This window comes from Pseudoalteromonas sp. Angola-30, assembly GCF_028599215.1.
In the GTDB taxonomy this organism is placed as follows: domain Bacteria; phylum Pseudomonadota; class Gammaproteobacteria; order Enterobacterales; family Alteromonadaceae; genus Pseudoalteromonas; species Pseudoalteromonas atlantica.
In genome coordinates, this window is record NZ_JAQREI010000002.1 from 281137 (window position 1) to 299436 (window position 18300).

Annotated in this window: 14 protein-coding genes; 4 read left to right on the forward strand and 10 right to left on the reverse strand. The window is 42.3% G+C overall.

Going from position 1 to position 18300, the window contains the following annotated elements; genetic code table 11:
* The first annotated feature begins 11 nt into the window (after positions 1–11).
* A complete protein-coding gene (locus PSH54_RS04185; RefSeq protein WP_273605568.1) occupies positions 12–4517 on the forward strand; it encodes an EAL domain-containing protein in 4506 nt (1501 codons plus the stop codon).
* A gap of 8 nt (positions 4518–4525) precedes the next feature.
* Here the strand turns inward: PSH54_RS04185 and PSH54_RS04190 are convergent, their stop codons facing one another.
* Positions 4526–5473, reverse strand: coding sequence for an ion transporter (locus tag PSH54_RS04190; RefSeq protein ID WP_004586829.1), 948 nt, complete (start codon positions 5471–5473; stop codon positions 4526–4528).
* Positions 5470–8142: a bifunctional acetate--CoA ligase family protein/GNAT family N-acetyltransferase gene (locus PSH54_RS04195; protein WP_273605569.1), complete on the reverse strand. Its 2673-nt coding sequence runs from the start codon at positions 8140–8142 to the stop codon at positions 5470–5472. Before PSH54_RS04195 ends, PSH54_RS04190 begins: the two co-directional genes overlap by 4 nt.
* Before the next feature lie 114 nt (positions 8143–8256).
* On the opposite strand from PSH54_RS04195, the gene PSH54_RS04200 reads away from it, so the two are divergent.
* Entirely contained in the window at positions 8257–8973 is a 717-nt protein-coding gene (locus tag PSH54_RS04200) for an SIMPL domain-containing protein (RefSeq protein WP_004586831.1), read from the forward strand.
* Here the strand turns inward: PSH54_RS04200 and PSH54_RS04205 are convergent.
* The 8 genes from PSH54_RS04205 to PSH54_RS04240 form a co-directional block, all read right to left on the reverse strand.
* Positions 8970–9638, reverse strand: coding sequence for a hypothetical protein (locus tag PSH54_RS04205; RefSeq protein WP_004586832.1), 669 nt, complete (start codon positions 9636–9638; stop codon positions 8970–8972). The two genes, PSH54_RS04200 and PSH54_RS04205, sit on opposite strands and share 4 nt — an antisense overlap.
* Before the next feature lie 83 nt (positions 9639–9721).
* The gene (locus PSH54_RS04210; RefSeq protein WP_096739115.1) at positions 9722–11554 is read right to left on the reverse strand and encodes a DUF885 domain-containing protein; all 1833 of its coding nucleotides are present in this window, start codon (positions 11552–11554) and stop codon (positions 9722–9724) included.
* 86 nt (positions 11555–11640) lie between these two features.
* Positions 11641–12777, reverse strand: coding sequence for a radical SAM family heme chaperone HemW (gene hemW / locus PSH54_RS04215; protein WP_273587766.1), 1137 nt, complete (start codon positions 12775–12777; stop codon positions 11641–11643).
* A complete protein-coding gene (locus PSH54_RS04220) occupies positions 12774–13373 on the reverse strand; it encodes an XTP/dITP diphosphatase (RefSeq protein WP_055254892.1) in 600 nt (199 codons plus the stop codon). Before PSH54_RS04220 ends, hemW begins: the two co-directional genes overlap by 4 nt.
* Before the next feature lie 4 nt (positions 13374–13377).
* Positions 13378–13821, reverse strand: a complete 444-nt coding sequence (locus PSH54_RS04225) for a DUF4426 domain-containing protein (RefSeq protein ID WP_004586836.1) — start codon at positions 13819–13821, stop codon at positions 13378–13380.
* A 57-nt stretch (positions 13822–13878) separates the two neighbouring features.
* Positions 13879–14412 (reverse strand): YggT family protein, encoded by a 534-nt coding sequence (locus PSH54_RS04230; protein ID WP_004586837.1) that lies wholly within the window; start codon positions 14410–14412, stop codon positions 13879–13881.
* A 26-nt stretch (positions 14413–14438) separates the two neighbouring features.
* Complete coding sequence (gene proC / locus PSH54_RS04235; RefSeq protein WP_004586838.1) at positions 14439–15260, reverse strand: pyrroline-5-carboxylate reductase; 822 nt, start codon at positions 15258–15260, stop codon at positions 14439–14441.
* Positions 15261–15277: 17 nt separating this feature from the next.
* Positions 15278–15991, reverse strand: coding sequence for a YggS family pyridoxal phosphate-dependent enzyme (locus PSH54_RS04240; protein WP_273605570.1), 714 nt, complete (start codon positions 15989–15991; stop codon positions 15278–15280).
* Positions 15992–15993: 2 nt separating this feature from the next.
* Here PSH54_RS04240 and PSH54_RS04245 point away from each other — a divergent pair, with 2 nt between their 5' ends.
* Together PSH54_RS04245 and PSH54_RS04250 are read left to right on the forward strand one after the other, a co-directional pair.
* Positions 15994–17034, forward strand: a complete 1041-nt coding sequence (locus tag PSH54_RS04245) for a type IV pilus twitching motility protein PilT (RefSeq protein WP_004586840.1) — start codon at positions 15994–15996, stop codon at positions 17032–17034.
* 9 nt (positions 17035–17043) lie between these two features.
* Positions 17044–18177, forward strand: a complete 1134-nt coding sequence (locus PSH54_RS04250) for a PilT/PilU family type 4a pilus ATPase (RefSeq protein ID WP_054983574.1) — start codon at positions 17044–17046, stop codon at positions 18175–18177.
* Positions 18178–18300 lie beyond the last annotated feature (123 nt).

Below are 18300 nucleotides of genomic sequence, written 5' to 3' on the forward strand. Positions count from 1 at the left end.
CGGATCAAGCCATGAGTAAAGGCGTTCATTGGATCATTAGTTGCTGTATAGCTTTAATCGCTATATTTAGTTGCCATGTTGGCGCACAGGTTAAACGTTTATCCCCCAGTGAAGGCCTGTCGCAAAGCTATGTGAACACTATGCTGCTTGATGATAACGGTTACCTATGGCTCTCTACCGAAGGGGGGTTAAACCGTTATGATGGTTACCAAGTTGTTTCAATTAATGGCCCTAATGGCGAGCTTGAAGAAGCCATAATTGATTGTATTTACCAAGACCCCGCAGGCAATATTTGGATAGCCTCGTTACTTGCCGGCTTATTTAAATACGACCCAAGTACCGACACCTACCAGCAATTTATTTCTCAACCTACCAGCGAAAAACAAATTTTAAGCCAGTCGGTATTTAGTATGGCTGCGGTTGATGACAAAACCTTATGGATTGGGCGTGGTCGCGACTTTGCTAAATTAGATATTGAAACAGGTAAAATAACCAGCTTATTTGAGCTGCCTAAAGAATACGAAAACACCTTAGTCAGAGAGCTTTTTCATTACAATGGGTATATTTTTATAGGCACAAGCCATGGGGCGTTTGTATTTGATATCGCCTCTGAGCAAATTAGGCCGCTGCAGCATTTAAAAAGCAAAGCTGAGCATATTTATCAAAACAACGTTAAATCGTTTTCGGTTATTGAAAATAATCAGTTGTTAGTAGGCACCGTTAAAGGCTTGTATCAAGTTGATATTAGCGACTTGCCAGGCATGTTTGAACGCCCCGACATAGCATTTAAAAACCAAGCCGTTATTGCCGATTTAAATGTATGGCGCATCATCAACGAAGGCGAAAAGCTAGATCTGGCGACTAATAAAGGGCTCTTTAAATTTGATTTAAATAGCAAAGAGTTGGTAAAAAACACACGTATTACACAAAGTAAATACAGCCTATCTGATACCAGTATGATAGACATGGTAAAAGATAAATCGGGGGGATATTGGCTCGCTACTAAAACCGATGGTGCATTTTATCTGTCTAATAATACCTATCACTTTAGCAATATAGATGGTAGTAAACTGGGTGGCGATGGCCTTTCTCATCCTTCGGTTTGGGGCATTACGGAGTATGGCAATAGCCTATGGCTGGCAACGCATAATGGCTTAACCGAAATTGATTTAGCCACTGACACCAGCCAAGTTTACTTAAAAAACCACAAAGTAGACTTACTGACTACTGAATTTAGCGTGTATGAAATTATTCCTTATAAACAAAAGCTTTGGCTACATACAAACCGTGGGCTGTTTGAGTTTGACCCCATAACGCATCAAATTAACGAGCCAGCAATAACAAACCCCAACAATAGAGCCTACATAGAAGGCTGGGTACACGGCGTAACCTTAATGCCTAACGGTGATTTGTACTATGTGCACTCAGATCACGGTATGTTTGTATATAATATTGATACTCAGCAGATCACCCGGTTAGAAGGGGCTTTTAGCAAAATAGAGCCGTTTTTGGCGCATGGTTTTTCGCCAGCGCTGGCAACCAAGCCTGATATGCCCCTGTTTTTTAATGCGGGTATTTTATATCAGGTAAACCCAACCACATTAGCATTAAACACCATTTATAAAGTTCCAAAACAGCACGATAACGTGGCTATTAATGTGCTTTCTTACGTGGTCGATAACAACAATATTTTATGGATTTCGCTATCTAATTTTGGCCTGATTGGGCTTGATGCAGCCAGTTACAAATTGGTACACACGATTGACTTAGAAAAAAATAAGTTAGGTACCTTACTTTATGACATGGTGCTTGATGATAATGGCATGATTTGGATGAGTAGCCATAAAGGCATATGGCGACTAAACCCAGAAACACTTCATTTTCAGCAGTTTACTACATCTGAGGGGCTGCTTTCTGCTGAATTTAACAGCAGTGCCATGGCGCATTTAAGCGATGGGCGCATTGCCTATGGCAGCTTAAAGGGCATTACATATTTTCATCCGATGGAAAATCAAAATTACCACTCTTTAATTGATCATGTAAATATAACGCGAGTTGATTTAATGTCGCGCGACTTATCTATCGATTTAAAACAGCCATTAAATGAAATAGTCCTCAACCATGATGATATCGGTTTAGAGGTGGCGTTTTCGGCGATGGCGTTTAGCTATCAAGAGCGCATAATTTATGAGTACCAGCTCGATAACGGCCAAAAAACCTACACCCGTAATAATAATCGGGTGTTATTTCCTAAATTAAATCCAGGTAATTACCAGCTCAAAGTATGGGCTAAAGATCCATTAACCGGCGAGTACACGCCGCCTGCAGTGCTAAAAATTCGTGTTAAGTATCCCCTGTGGCGAGCGCCATATTTTATGGTGCTTTATGGCGTTTTGTTTATCGCATTTATTGCTTTTTGGGTAATGCGCCGCAACAAAATTCAGCGCATATTACTGGCCGCTAATAAGGAAAGTAAAGAAAGTGAAGCGCGATTAAAACTAGCCTTAGAGGGCAGCGAGTCGGGCATGTGGGATTGGCAGTCTACATCGAGTAGTATTTACCAGCCGCGCTTATGTAATGAACTTGGGTATGGTCAAGAAAGCGTGAGCCTAGATGACTACCTAGCTAAAATTCACCCGCAAGATAAAGCGCTTTTCAGATTAGAATGGTTAGAATTTTTATCAACCGATAAAGGCTACTTTAATTGCACTTATCGGTTACGCCACGCTAAAGGCTATTGGCGTTGGTATAAAGACTTTGGCAAAGTGGTGGAATGGAGCGGGCAACTTCCTAAAAAAGTAGCGGGTACTTACACCAATATGACCCGCGAAATGGTGTTTGAAGAGCATGCCCGTTTATTTACCGCTGCGTTTGAGCAAACCCGCGATTGGGTATTTATTCTTGATAAAAACTTTACGGTTCGCGCCTCTAACAAGTCGTTGCAAACGGCCTTTAACTTTCCTAGTGAGCCACGCTCTAGCCGTGCCCTTAATTTAGGCATATCGCGAAGTAATCGTTTTGACTACTTACGGATAATGCAAAAGCTGAATGTGGGTGAGCATTTTTCCTGTGAAGACTTAGTCACCCTAGCCAGTGGTGAGCAGCGCCATGTGTTAGTAAAAATAAGTGCAGTGGCCGACACTGAACACCGTTTAAGCAGCTACGTTATTATTTTAACCGACATTCATGCGCAAAAATTGGCTGAAAATGAGCTTCATATTTTAGCCAACTATGACTCATTAACCGGTTTGCCTAACCGTATGCTGTTTAACGACAGGGTTGAGCATGCGATTGAGCAAGCGCAAAATCATCAATGTAAAGTAGCTATGCTGCACATAAACATTAAGCGGTTTAAATACTTTAACGACTCATTTGGACGTGAAGCGGCTGATGAGCTAATAAAGCAAGTGGCTAAGCGTATTAAGCGCTCCTTGCGTCCTTCTGCAAGTGTTGCGCGCTTTGGTGGCGATGAATTTGTGGTGCTGGTGGAAGATGTGCAGCAAATTGAAGAAGTATTGCTTATTTGCTCTAAATTAATAGATTCTGTAAGCCAAAATATGGAATTTAATGGCCAGGTGGTAAACGTTAATTTAAGTATTGGTGTAGCAATAGCGCCTGATGACGCCGCAGATCATGCTGCGCTGTTAAAAGCTGCCAGTATAGCTTTGTACCATGCAAAAGAGTCGCTCGAAAGCAGTTATAAGTTTTACAAGCAGGAGATGAATCAGCATGTACAAAAAGCCCTGCATTTAGAGTCTTTGCTAACTAAAGCGTATCAAGAGCAAGAGTTTTGCAATTACTACCAGCCTATAGTGAATGCGCACACTCAAAAAACCGAAGGTTTTGAAGTGTTGTTACGCTGGCCAGAAAACACTTTAGTGCCCACGCAAGAGTTTTCTTTAGCGGCTGAGAGCATAGGGTTAATAACAAAAATTATGCTGCAAACCTTTGCCCGTGCGTTGCAAGCCCTCAAACAATGGCGTGAGATTTCACCTCAGCTGTACTTGTCGATAAACCTCTCAGCACTTGATTTTGAATACGAAGAGCTTGTAACCGACATTCATAAAGCGCTGAGCCACGCTAATGTGCCCTCAGAAGCCATAGTGTTTGAAATTACCGAGTCTATTTTAATGCGCGACTCTAAACATGCGCTGCACAGTATGGAAATGCTGAAAAAGCTTGGCTGTAAGCTCTACATGGATGACTTTGGAACAGGCTATGCCTCATTAACGTATTTAAAGCGTTTTCCTATCGATGTACTAAAAATAGATAGAAGTTTTGTGCAAGATATTGGCGTGGACTCGGATGATGAAGCCATTATTCAATCAACGCTGACCTTAGCTCATAGCTTAGGTAAAGAGTGTGTGGCTGAGGGCATTGAAAACAAACAACAGCTGCAGTTTTTAAAGCAGTTAGGGTGTAAGCATTTTCAGGGCTATTTATTTAGTAAGCCAGTACCTAAAGAAGCTGTTCCCGCACTGATAAAACAAGATTGGGGCAACATATTTAACCAGTAAAAATAAGCTTATTGGCGTTTACCACAGTGGCGGCAAAATAAATGGCTGTTGCGTTGATTAAGCTGCGTTTTAATTGCTTTATTGGCCTCAAGCTTACTTAAACCTAGTTTGTAGCGCAGCTCCTCTAAGTGCAAACGCTGTGAGTCATCTAAACTGCCTTGGTGAATTTGCTCATGTACGGCATCTTCAAAAAATTGCCGGCGTTTACGTATTTGCTCCGAAAAACTTGAGGCAAGCAAGCCTGTAGGAATTGCCACCATTCCCATGCTCACCAAAGTGACTACGCCACCAAATAGTTTACCAAGTGGCGTTAGCGGTACAACATCACCATACCCAACCGTAGTGAGGGTCGCCATAGCCCACCACATAGCCGCAGGAATAGAGCCAAATTTATCTGGCTGAATATCGTGTTCCAATAAATAAATACCGCAGGAGGCAAGTATTAGCAGTACCGACATAATAAAAAACGCGGCCAGTAACGAGCTCGCTTCGTCTTTAAATGCTTGTAATAACAACTGCATTGCACGTGAATAACGAGTAAGTTTAAATACTCTTAACAGCCTTAATACACGTAAAAAACGCAAATCCAGAGGAAACACAAACATTAACAAGCTGGGTAAAATGGCTATTAAATCGATAAGAGCCAAAGGTGATAAAAAATAATGCAGCCGGCGTTTTGCGTTTGAACCTTTTATAGCTGCGTATTTGCTTTTATCGACACAGGCCCAAAGCCTTGCAAGGTATTCAAGGCTAAAAATAGCCACCGAAATAACCTCTAATAGTAAAAACTGCGGGTAATATACTTTGTTTATACTCGGTACTGATTCCAACACAATGGCAATAACGTTAAGCATAATTAAAGCAATCAGCGCGGTGTCGAGTATATGCCCCGCTTTGCGGTAATCGCCAGTCCCTTCAAATACCTGTGCTAACGTTTGTCTTGCTGTGCTGCTCATGTGTTTAGCTTTAACAGCATATTAATACTGCCTTCTTCAAAATCACGGCTAATTGTAAAACCTAACTTACGGGCAAGCTCAATCATGCCGGTGTTCTCAGGCAGTGTTATGCCTTCAATTACTTCTACGCCTTGGCGCTTACAATGATTTATTGCAGCGCTCATAAGCAGCCTGCCAAGACCTAAGCCTTGGTAGTCAGAGCGAACCACGGTTGCAAACTCAGCATGTAAATTATCAGGGTCCATAATAACGCGTGCTACACCTAGGGTGCGGCTTTTACCTTCAAAGCGCTGGCATACAATAAAGGCCATTTCTCGGTCGTAATCTATTTGCGTCATTTTTGCGAGCTGATCGTGGTTAAACTGGGGCAGCTCACCAAAAAAGCGTTTGTAACGATCTTCTTTATTGAGTGATTGATCAAACTCTTGGTGGGCTTTTTCATCCTCTGGACGAATAGGCCTTAATGTAGCTCGTGTATTATTTTTAAGGGTTACTTCTTCTACAAGATCAATAGGGTAAGGGCGAATACATAAACGTTTACGATCGCTGCGTGCCTGATAGCGATTAACACTAATAGTGGCATCAAGCACTAAAAATTGCCCATTGCTGGCTAAAATAGGATTAAGTTCCATGGCACTTATATCGGGCTGATCGACAACAAGTTGAGATATACGTGTGAGCAGGGCGCACAACCGATATTTATCAACTTTTTCTGGCAAAATGCGATCTTTTAATACGCCTTTATCGTTTGCTGCTGCAATGAGGTATTTAGCTAAGTTCATATTAAGCGGCGGCAAAGCAACGGCTGCTTGGGCATACTCTAACCCATTACCCGCTTCACCAAGTAATATAACAGGGCCAAAATTAGGCTCAGTTTTAATGGCGATTCGCAGCTCATTAGCGCCGGCGCGCGGCGCCATTTTTTGCAATGAAAACCCTTCAATAACAGCATCTGGGTAGGTGTTTTTAATTCGTATCAGCATGGCAAAGGCGGTTTGCTCAACCTCGTTTGCATCGTTTAAGTTAAGAACCACACCCCCTACTTCTGATTTTGAGGCAATACTTGGGCTAATCAGCTTTAACGCTACCGGAAAACCTAGTTCAATTGCTTGCTCACGCGCCTCTGTGGGCGTGTAGGCTACTTCTGTTTGAATACACTCAACACCATAATGACTAAGAATTTGGCTTGCTTGATGAGTGGGTAAGTAGCTTTGCTCTTCTTCTAAAAATTCGTTAATGAGCGTAGTGGCCGCTGATTTATTTATTTTTGCATCATCGGTATTTGATTCGGGTGTTTGCGTTAAATGTTTTTGGTTACGACGATAGCTAACTAAATGCATAAATGCGCCAACCGCACCCTCAGGCGTACGATAGGTTGGAATAGTGTGGTTAGAGCAAACACGCCTCGCGGCATAAGCCGCATCTTCACCCATAAAGTTGGTCATTACATAAGGGCGCGCCATCTTTGGTATTTTTTGTAAGGTTTGCACTATCATATCGGCGTAGTCTTCACTTGGTGCAAGTGCCGAAGGGGTATGAATAATAAGTAAGTTTTTAACTTCTTCGGCGCGAAGTAAAATTTCTAATGCTTGCTTGTAACGCGCCGGAGCAGAGTCGCCAAAAATATCGACAGGGTTAGATGTAGTATCCGACTGCGGAATAACTTTATTGAGTGCGGATCGTGTTTGCTCACTAAGCTGGGTAAGTTTGCCCGAATTTAAAATAAGCTCATCGACCGCCATAACCCCCGGGCCGCCGCCGTTGGTTAAAATGGTTAATTGCTCGACTTTTAGTAATTTAGGGTGGATGGCAAGTGTTTGCGTGGCTGCAAAAAGTTCGCGCAAATCACTAACACGCAGCATACCGGCGCGTTGAAAAAGCGCATCGTACACTGCATCTGAACTTTGCTTGCCACCGGTATGAATTTCAGCAGCCAGTGCGCCTGCTCCGGTTTTGCCCGTTTTAATGGCAATAACCGGCTTACTAAAGGCCGCTGCCCGTGCTGCCGATATAAACCCGCGAATATCCTCAATATTATCTATGTAGAGCAAAATCGCTTTGGTTTTTGCATCGCGGCCTAAAAAATCGAGCAGCTCGTCAAAATCGATATCTAGGCAATCACCGACCGAAACAAAATATGAAAAGCCAATTTCTTTATTTTTAGCCCAATCTAAAATAGTGGAACACACCGCTGCGGATTGCGATATAAATGCCAGTTTCCCTGGTGCTGCAACTGTGTGAGAAAAGCTGGCATTAAGGCCAATATGCGGAATAAGCAGCCCTAAACAATTAGGCCCAAGCAAAGTAACGTGATGGGCATTTGCAGCGTGCTTTAAGGCTGTTTTTTGGCTCAATGAGAGCCCATCAGCAATCACAATTGCACTTTTACAGCCAAGCTCACCTAGCTGCTCGATAATGCTCAGTAAGGTATTTTTATTTGTACAAATAACGGCTAAGTCGGGCACTTTGGGCAGCGCGGCAATATCAGGGTAGGCAAGCACACCGTGTACCGCACTATGGGTAGGGGTTACGGGCATAATTGGCCCTTTAAACCCACCTTGCAATAAATTGCGCATAACCACAAACCCCGCGCGTGTGGGGGTATTCGAGGCGCCAATAACGGCTACCGAGGCCGGATTAAAAAACTGGCTGATGCGCTTTAAGCTCATGGCATATCCTTGGCTGATTATATTTTGCGTTATTTATAGTCTCAATGTACCCTGTTTGCTGTGTTATTTCGAGCGCATAGATACTTATTATTGATATCAATCAAGGAGTTTTTTATGAATAAAACACCCGGTTTTTACACCGTTATAGCCGCAATTTGCCTAAGTATAGGCTTAATTTTATTAGGCTTTATTATTAAAAGTGCCGCAGTAGATGTAAAAAGCATGGAACGTAGTGTGCAGGTTAAAGGGTTAGCAGAGCGTGAAGTTAGCGCCGATACGGTAATTTGGCCGCTGCAATACAGTGATGCAGACAACGACTTAGAAAAACTGGTTAGTCGAGTTGAGCAAAAAAACGATGCTGTTATTGCATTTTTAAAGCTACATGGCTTTGATGATGACGAAATAAGCACGGGTAGCCAGTCGATAATTGATAAGCAAGCCCGTGAATACGCTAACGATAACCAAAAGTTTCGTTACTTGGTACGCGCTAATATTATTGTGTATTCGAACGCGCCCGACAAAGTACAAAATGCGCTGAGTAAAGTGAGTCAATTAGCTAAACAGGGCATTGCCATTGTGCAAAATAGTTACGAAACCAAAGTTGAGTATTTATTTACCGGCCTTAACGATATAAAACCAGCCATGGTGCAAGAGGCTACAGAAAAAGCCCGTGAAGTTGCCAACAAATTTGCTAAAGATTCGAACTCAACGCTGGGTAAAATAAAATCCGCTCGCCAAGGGCAATTTAGCATTAGCAATCGCGATTCAAACACGCCACATATCAAAAAGGTGAGGGTGGTCACCAGTGTTGAATATTACTTAAGTGACTAAATTGCTCTAACTAAGTGGGCAATTTGCGCGGTTGAGCGCTGTAGGTAAGCAGCGCTAAGTAAAATGCTAGTTTCGTTTATATCAGCGCCTTTTAATATATTTGCCAGTTGCTGTTTAGCGGTTGGATTTTGTTTTTGCTCTATTTCCATAAGCGCTAATAATGCTGAAAATTCATGCTTTATTGGTGTGCTAGGTTTATCAGCATAGGCGATATAACAGGCAACAGGGGTAAGGCCGCGAGCATTTGTTTGTGCAAGGGCTTTTACTAAATTATCGTTAGATTCAAATAGCATTAATGAGCGCACATAGTTAAACGCCAGCTTTTGAGCATTGGCGTGTTTAAATACATTGTGCAGCACATTATTTCCTTGGCTGTCTTGTGCTAAAAAGCCGTTATTTTCTTTTAATGCAGGTGTAAAAAACGTTAATGCATCAGTCGTTGTTAATTGGTTTATAAAAGGTGCTGGTGGGGTGTTGGTTGTTAAAATACGTGTTGCCACATTTTGCATAAAGTCGTATTTAATACTCATCCGCAAAGCACTTTCGTAAAGGTGGTTTAGCTGTAATGTTTGCTGAGCAGGGCTTAACTGTTTAAAGTCGTTATCGAGCTCGTCTAGCTGATGCTTAGCAATGCGCGCATTAAGTAATTGTATGCTTAAATCCATTCTTAACTCTACCTCTGAGCGTTTTTATTACTATAAAACAAAAAAGGCCGCATCAGCGACCTTTTTCTATTTATAACCAAGTATTAAGCTTTTTTACTTGCTACCCACTCGTTTACAAAGTTCTCTAATACGTTAAGTGGTACAGGGCCATTTTTAAGTATAACGTCGTGGAACTGACGAATATCAAACTTATCGCCTAGTTGCTTTTTAGCATCTTCACGCAGCTCTAAAATTTTAAGCATACCCACTTTATAAGCTGTCGCTTGCGATGGCATTACAATGTGACGCTCAACCATTTTAACACCGTCAGATGTGGCATTAGGCGTGTTATTTACGTAGTAATCAATACCCTCTTGGCGAGTCCACTTCATTGCGTGAATACCGGTATCAACCACTAGGCGACATGCGCGCCATAATTCCATAGAAAGGCGACCAAAGTCTGAGTATGGGTCTGAGTAAAGGCCCATTTCTTTAGGAATGTACTCTGAGTATAAGCCCCAGCCTTCAATGTAAGCGGTGTAGCCACCAAACTTACGAAACTTAGGCACACCTTCAAGCTCTTGTGAAATAGCAATTTGCATGTGGTGACCCGGAATACCCTCATGGTACGCTAATGCTTCCATTTGGTACGTTGGCATTGCTTCCATGTCGTAAAGGTTTGCGTAGTAAATACCAGGGCGTGAGCCATCTGGTGCAGGTTGTTGGTAAAATGCTTTACCTGCTGCTTTTTCGCGGAATGCTTCTACGGCTTTAACTTTAAGATCAGCCTTTGGCTTAACAATAAATAACTCATCTAGGCGAGTTTTCATGGTGTTGATTAGGCCAGTGGCTTCATCTAAATAACGCTGTTTACCTTGCTCGTCATTGGCATAATAAAATTGTTTATCTGTTTTCATAAACTGCATAAACGCTTTTAAATCACCTTTAAAGCCTACTTTGTCTTTAATTTCACGCATTTCATCATGAATACGTTTTACTTCAGCAAGGCCAATGGCATGAATTTCTTTAGCGGTTAAGTCAGTTGTTGTGGTGCGCTTAAGTGCGTTATTGTAAAACGCTTCGCCGTCAGGCAGTTTCCATGCGCCATCGCGGTTATCTGCACGTTTTTCTAACTGTGCTAAGTAATTAATTAACTTAGAGTAAGAAGGCTTAACTGCTGATTTTAATGCATCAGTTGCATCGCTAATTAAGGCATCTTTTTCATTCTGGCTAATTTCAAGAGCGCTTACTTTACGTTTAAAGTCGGCTAATAGTGTTGAGTCTTCACCTTTTTCAAATGGCGCACCATGAATGATGTTTTTGCTCGAATCTATAACATGTGGGAACACAAATTTAGGCGCAATAATGCCTTTATCAGCACGGGTTTCTAAATCAGTAATTAGCTGATCAAATACAGTAGGTACACCGTTTAAACGCGCAATATAATCTTTAGCTTCTTTAACATTACTAATTGAATGTTGGTTAATTAAAAACGCAGGCACCATAGAGTGAGTACCAAACATTTGGTTAACTGGGTAGTTATGGTAACGCCATTTAAAATCAGCAATCGAGCTTTCTAGGTCTTGTTTTTTTAAGTCATAACTTACTTTAGTGGCATCATCAAGCAGGTCGCGGTTGATAGCATTTAAAGTAACTAAGTCTTCTTTTGCTTGCGCAAGGTCTTTTAGTTTTTGCTCTTCGCTGCCGTCATCCCATTTATCGTAATCTTTTTTAATACCCATGTAAGTTTGATAAACCGGGCTGCTCATTACATCGCGGTTAAAGGTATCTTCAAAAAACGCATTCGCTTTGTCGATTTCGCTTTGCACAGGTTGCGCTTGCACTGCAGGCGCCGGGGTTGTTTGTTGTGGTGCCTGCTGGCAGCCGGCTAAAATAGCAACGCTCACGGCTGCTGCAATAAAGGTAAGTTTACGCATTGTTTTCCCTTTGTTGTTAGAAACCCATTAGGGTGTATTATATTTATTTGCTTGTATTTTATGTTTATCGCGCGTGGTTAAAACCACTACACGAACAATTCTAGCAGGTCATTTAAAAAACGATGCCCTTTAAGGCTAACTTGCCAATGGCCGCTTTCTTGTATTAACAAACCTGCATTTATTGCTTTAGTTAACGCCGCTTGTTGGCTTTGCAATGGCTGATTAGTCAGCGCACTGTAATCATCAATAGGGCAAGGCTCGACTAAGCGAAAGCGATTCATAAAAAATTCAAAGGCTAAATCGTCTTGCTCTACTTGCCAGCTTTTATACAAGTACGGCTTAAGCATATCCATGTAACCGCGCGGATGCTTAATTTTTTCAGTACGGGTAATAATGCCGGTTTTTGCATCAGTCACCTTACCATGAGCGCCACAGCCAATACCGAGATAATCGCCAAAACGCCAATAATTCAAGTTATGTTGGCATTGAAAGCCTGGCTTTGCATAGCCCGATATTTCGTATTGTATGTAACCGGCTTGAGCTAGTAGTGCTTGGCCTTGCTCTTGAATATCCCATAGGGTTTCATCTTGTGGCAAAGTTGGCGGCTTGGATGCAAATTGTGTATTAGGCTCAATAGTGAGCTGATACCAGGAAATATGTGGCGGGTTTAAAGCAATTATTTTTTTTAAATCGCTCAGCGCATCGTCAAGGCTTTGCCCCGGTAAGCCATGCATTAAATCAAGGTTAAAGCTATTTAACCCGGCTTGCTTAGCTTGCTCTGCAGCGTAGTGCGCTTCATCGGCGCCATGAATACGGCCAAGTGCTTTTAACTTGTCGTTTTGCATGCTTTGCACGCCAATAGAAATACGGTTAATACCCGCTTTAACGTACTCTTTAAAGCGCCCGGTTTCTACGGTACCAGGATTTGCCTCAAGGGTTATTTCGCAGTTGTCGCTTAGGCCAATTAGGTTATCGACTTCGCTTAATAAGCGGGTATATGCATCGCCAGTTAATAAGCTTGGTGTACCGCCGCCAATAAAAATACTGTGAATTTTACGCCCTTGCACCAAGTGCAAATCGGCTTTTAAGTCGTCAATTAAATGCTGAACATATTCAGCTTCAGGAATATCGCCTTTTTGCCCATGGCTATTAAAATCGCAATAGGGGCATTTTTGCACGCACCAAGGTACGTGCACATATAAGCTCAGTGGTGGAAGGTTCACAGGCCGCCTTTGCTTTGTAGCTCTAGTAATAACTTTTTAAGTGCTTGGCCGCGATGGCTCACCGCATTTTTTTGCTCTTTGGTGAGCTCGGCGCTGGTACAGTTTTGCTCTGCTACAAAAAATACCGGATCGTAACCAAAGCCGCCTTCGCCATTTTGGGTTTGTGTAATTTCGCCCTCCCAACTTGCGCTACAAATTAGCGGGGTAGGGTCATCGGCGTGGCGCATTAATACCAGCACACACCAAAAGCGGGCTTTACGATTTGGGTTATCGGCTAATTCGTTAAGTAGTTTATCTATGTTGTCTTGATCGCTGGCGCTTTCACCGGCAAAACGAGCTGAGTACACGCCCGGTGCTCCATTTAAGCCATCTACCTCTAAGCCTGAGTCATCTGCAATGGCTGGCATACCGGTAATTTTAGCAGCATGGCGGGCTTTAATTATCGCGTTCTCTACAAAGGTGGTGCCGGTTTCGGCCACTTCGCCTACGTTAAAATCGCTTTGCGGAAGCACATTTATATTAAGCGGGCTAAGCATATTGGCCAGCTCGTTAACTTTGCCAGGGTTGCCTGTGGCAAGCACTAATGTTTTGGTCATGTTTTTAATCTACGTAAAATTTTTGCTGAAACGTGAGTTTTTGAGACTGACTACCTTGCTGGATGTTTATCTCAAAACGTAAAATCTCTTCGTTGGTGTAGTCTACTTGCGCAAGGTAATAAATTGATTCACCTTCTTTTACTTCTTTAAAAGTAAGGGCTTGCTTATTGCCGAGTAGGTTTTTTGCGGTGCCGCTGAGCTGAGCGGTTTGCGCGGTTTTATCGCTATTGTTTTTCAGTACTGAAATATTAACAATGCCTTTATAACCACTACGCTCAAGGCCATATGTTTTAGCTATTTGCGGCTGAATAAAGGTAGATGGAAAAGCAATGTAATGCACTTGCCAAGGGCCCAGCTCTTTGTACTGTGCGCCTTGCATGTCTTCACTGTGGGCATTAAAAGCAAAGGCTAAAAAACTAATAAAGCAAAACTTAATTAAACGGTTCATTATGATGTCCTATATAAAAAAGAGGCCAAAGGGCCTCTTTTGCTTATAACAAAAAATTTAGGCTAAAAAGTCCATTAGCAGCATTTGTAAAAACTGAATACCAATAATTAGTACAAGCACCGATAAATCTAAGCCACCCATTGGTGGAATAATTTTACGAAGTGGCTTGAGCATTGGCTCAGTAAGCTGATGGAAAACCGCTTCTATTGGGTTATAACCTTGACTTACCCAGCTTAAAATAGCGCGAATAATCAATACCCAAAATACAAGGTTTAAGCCTTCTTTAAGTACGGTAATAAGTGCTTGTATAAACACAGGTTGCGCAGCCCATGCGCCGTATATCACCAACATTAAAGTACTAATTTTGGCAACGGCTACAATAAATGCCAGCAATAGAGAGGCTAAATCCAGCCCACCTAGTCCAGGTATAATTTTACGTAACGGGTTAACTGCAAACGAGGTTGCTTTAACCACAAATTGGCTCATTGGGTTGTAAAAGTCGGCTTTTGCCCACTGTAGCCAAAAACGCAGTAGTACCACCATTAAAAACAAATCAAACAGGGTACTGATCAAAAATTGCATGGCATTCATAGTGTAACCTTCAATAAAAAGTAATTTTAAAGTTCTTTTTCCATTTGCATTGCACGCGCAATACACGCATCCATTGCATCGCTAACTGTTTGCACTAGGCCTTCGCCTTTTAAATGCTCAACCGCAGCATGGGTGGTGCCGCCTTTAGAAGTTACATTAGCGCGTAATTGCGAAATGCTTATCTCTGGTTGGCTCAATGCCATTTCGGCTGCACCTAGCGCAGTTTGCTGCACTAAGCGGCGCGCATCTTCATCGTTAAAGCCAAGTGCTTTCGCTTTTTCTTCAATGGCTTCCATAAATAAGAAAAAGTAAGCGGGCGATGAACCTGTCACAGCAATGACATCGTTAATTTGCGACTCTTGCTCTACCCACACAACAATACCTGTGCACTCAAACACTTGTTGTACAAAATCGTGCTCTTCGGCTGTTTCATCTGCGCCAAATAAACCCGATACACCACGCCCTAGTAGCGATGGCGTGTTTGGCATACAACGTACCATTTTAACGTTTTGACCAAGCATTTCGCGTAAACGCTTAACGGTTAAGCCAGCCGCTACCGAAATAAACAGTTTATCACTAAAGTCGATACCCGATTCTTGAAACGATTTACATAAATCGCCCATCATTTGTGGTTTAACAGACAATACAATGACATCAGCATCACGTAAGGCTTCGTTATTGTCGCTGGTGGTTTTCACCTTGAAATCGTCTGCTACCTTGGCAAGCTTTTCTTGGTTGCGGTTTGTAGCAATGATGTTGTTTGCATTAAAACCGTTTTTTACCATGCCACCAATAATGGCGTAGCTCATGTTACCTGTGCCTATAAATGCGATTGTTTTATCTGACATATGTCTGTTATCACCTTTTAAGTTCGAGTTCCAAAAATATCTGTGCCGATCCTCACCATGGTTGAACCTGCGCTAATGGCGGCTTCAACATCATTGCTCATCCCCATCGACAACGTATCTATATGAGGATATTGGGCCTTTAGTTTATCAAAGCAAGTTTGTAATTGCTCAAAAGATTGACTTTGCTCACTCGGATCGTCGCTTTTAGCCGGAATAGCCATTAAACCACGCAAAGTGAGTTGCTCACATTGGTCAATAAACTCAGCTAGTTCGGGTATTTGCTCTACGCTGCAGCCTGACTTTGCCTCCTCGGCGCTTATATTTACTTGAATAAGCACATTTAAAGGGGCTAGGCTTTCTGGACGTTGACTGTTTAAACGCTTAGCTATTTTTATTCTATCTACGCTTTGTACCCAATTAAAATGTGCAGCAACAAGGGCGCTTTTATTTGATTGAATAGGGCCAATGAAATGCCAAATGATGTCGCTAAATGCGTGTAGTTGAGCTATTTTATCTACAGCCTCTTGAACATAAGACTCACCAAATTGGCGCTGGCCATGCTCGTAGGCAGCAATAATATCGTCGCTTGGTTTTGTTTTTGATACTGCTAGCAGCGTAATAGCATCGCTACTACGTTTAGCATTTATAGCCGCGCTGGCAATTCTAGCGTAGGCGGATGTGAGTCGTTCTGCTATTGTAACCATATATTTATCAGTTAGTTGTGGAGTCATAAATGGATATTACCGAATTATTAGCGTTTAGTGTGCAACACAAAGCATCTGATTTACACTTATCGTCAGGTGTTTCACCTATGATACGCGTAGATGGTGATGTTCGCCGCATTAATATACCTGCACTTGCAGACAAAGATGTAAACAGCCTTGTTTACGACATTATGAACGATAATCAACGCAAGGACTACGAACAAAATCTAGAAGTGGATTTTTCGTTTGAAGTGCCTAACCTTGCTCGGTTTCGTGTTAACGCATTTAACTCAAACCGCGGCCCTGCAGCGGTGTTTCGTACCATCCCTAGCGATGTACTGACGCTTGAGGATTTAGGTGCGCCAGATATTTTTAAAACAATATCAGATAACCCGCGTGGTTTAGTATTGGTTACCGGCCCGACTGGTTCGGGTAAATCAACAACGCTTGCGGCTATGGTCGATTATATAAATCAAACAAAACATCACCATATCCTCACCATTGAAGATCCTATCGAATTTGTACACGATAATAAACTCAGTCTTATTAACCAACGTGAAGTGCACCGAGATACGCACAGCTTCTCTAATGCACTGCGCAGCGCGCTGCGTGAAGACCCGGATGTAATACTTGTTGGTGAGCTACGTGACTTAGAAACTATTCGCCTTGCGATGACCGCCGCTGAAACCGGCCACTTAGTGTTTGGTACGCTACATACCACCTCGGCACCAAAAACGATTGACCGTATTATTGATGTATTCCCAGGTGAAGAAAAAGATATGGTGCGCTCAATGCTTTCTGAGTCACTGCGTGCCGTTATTTCGCAAACACTGCTTAAAAAAATTGGCGGTGGACGCGTGGCCGCGCACGAAATTATGATTGGTGTACCGGCGATTCGTAACTTAATTCGTGAAGATAAAATTGCACAAATGTATTCGTCTATTCAAACGGGTGCATCACACGGTATGCAAACCATGGATCAATGTTTAAATAATTTAGTTAATCACGGCATTGTGACAACCGCAGCCGCAAAAGAAAAAGCCCAAGATAAAACCCAGTTTGGTGGCTAAGGACATATTATGAATTTATCTTTAAATCACTTTTTACACATAATGATTGATAAAAAAGGCTCGGATTTATTTGTCTCTAGCCAATTACCAGTCAGTGCAAAAATTAATGGTGAGCTTATCGCTCTGAGCGACGATAAGTTAAGTGATGAGCAATCGCTTGCGCTTGTAGAATCAGCGATGAGCGATAAACAAAAAAACGAGTTTCATACCACTAAAGAGTGTAACTTTGCGATAGCCACAGACGAAGGGCGTTTTCGTATATCGGCTTTTTGGCAGCGCGATAGAGCGGGTATGGTTATTCGCCGCATTGTAACGCAAATACCAGATATAAGTGATTTAGGGCTGCCCTCTACACTTACCGATGTAATTATGTCAAAGCGCGGGTTAGTGCTGTTTGTTGGTGGTACTGGCACGGGTAAATCAACTTCACTGGCTGCCTTAATTGGCTACAGAAATCGCAACCAGCGCGGCCATATACTCACCATTGAAGATCCGATTGAGTTTGTGCACGAGCACCGTAAAAGTATTATTACTCAGCGCGAAGTAGGGCTTGATACCGACAGCTTTGAGTCGGCACTTAAAAGCTCTTTACGCCAAGCACCCGATGTTATTTTAATTGGTGAAATACGCTCGCAAGAAACCATGGAATACGCACTGAGCTTTGCCGAAACGGGTCACTTATGTGTGGCTACATTGCATGCTAATAATGCCAACCAAGCCATTGACCGTATTATGCACTTAGTGCCTAAAGAAAAACACGACAAGCTTAAGTACGACTTAGCGCTAAATTTACGCGCCATTGTTGCCCAGCAACTTATTCCCACTTCTGATGGGGAAGGGCGTGTAGCCGCGATCGAAATATTATTAAACTCACCCATGGTGGCAGAGCTAATTAAAAATGGGGATATTGGTGGCATAAAAGAGGCCATGTCTAAGTCTAAAGAAATGGGTATGCAAACCTTTGACCAAGCCTTATTTGAGCTATACAAACAGCAACGTATTAATTACGCCGATGCACTGCATCATGCTGATTCGCCAAACGATTTACGCTTAATGATTAAGCTGCGCAATAACGAGCAACAAGGTGCAGGATTTTTACAAGGTGTAACCATTGATGGACTAGATGATAAAAACAGCAATTAACACTGCATTTTATCCATGAAAAAAGCGCCGCAGGGCGCTTTTTTTATGGGTAAAATTACTTATAACGTTTTATACCACTGCGGTGTTTTTCGACCTTTAAAATAAATTACGTAATTAAAGGAG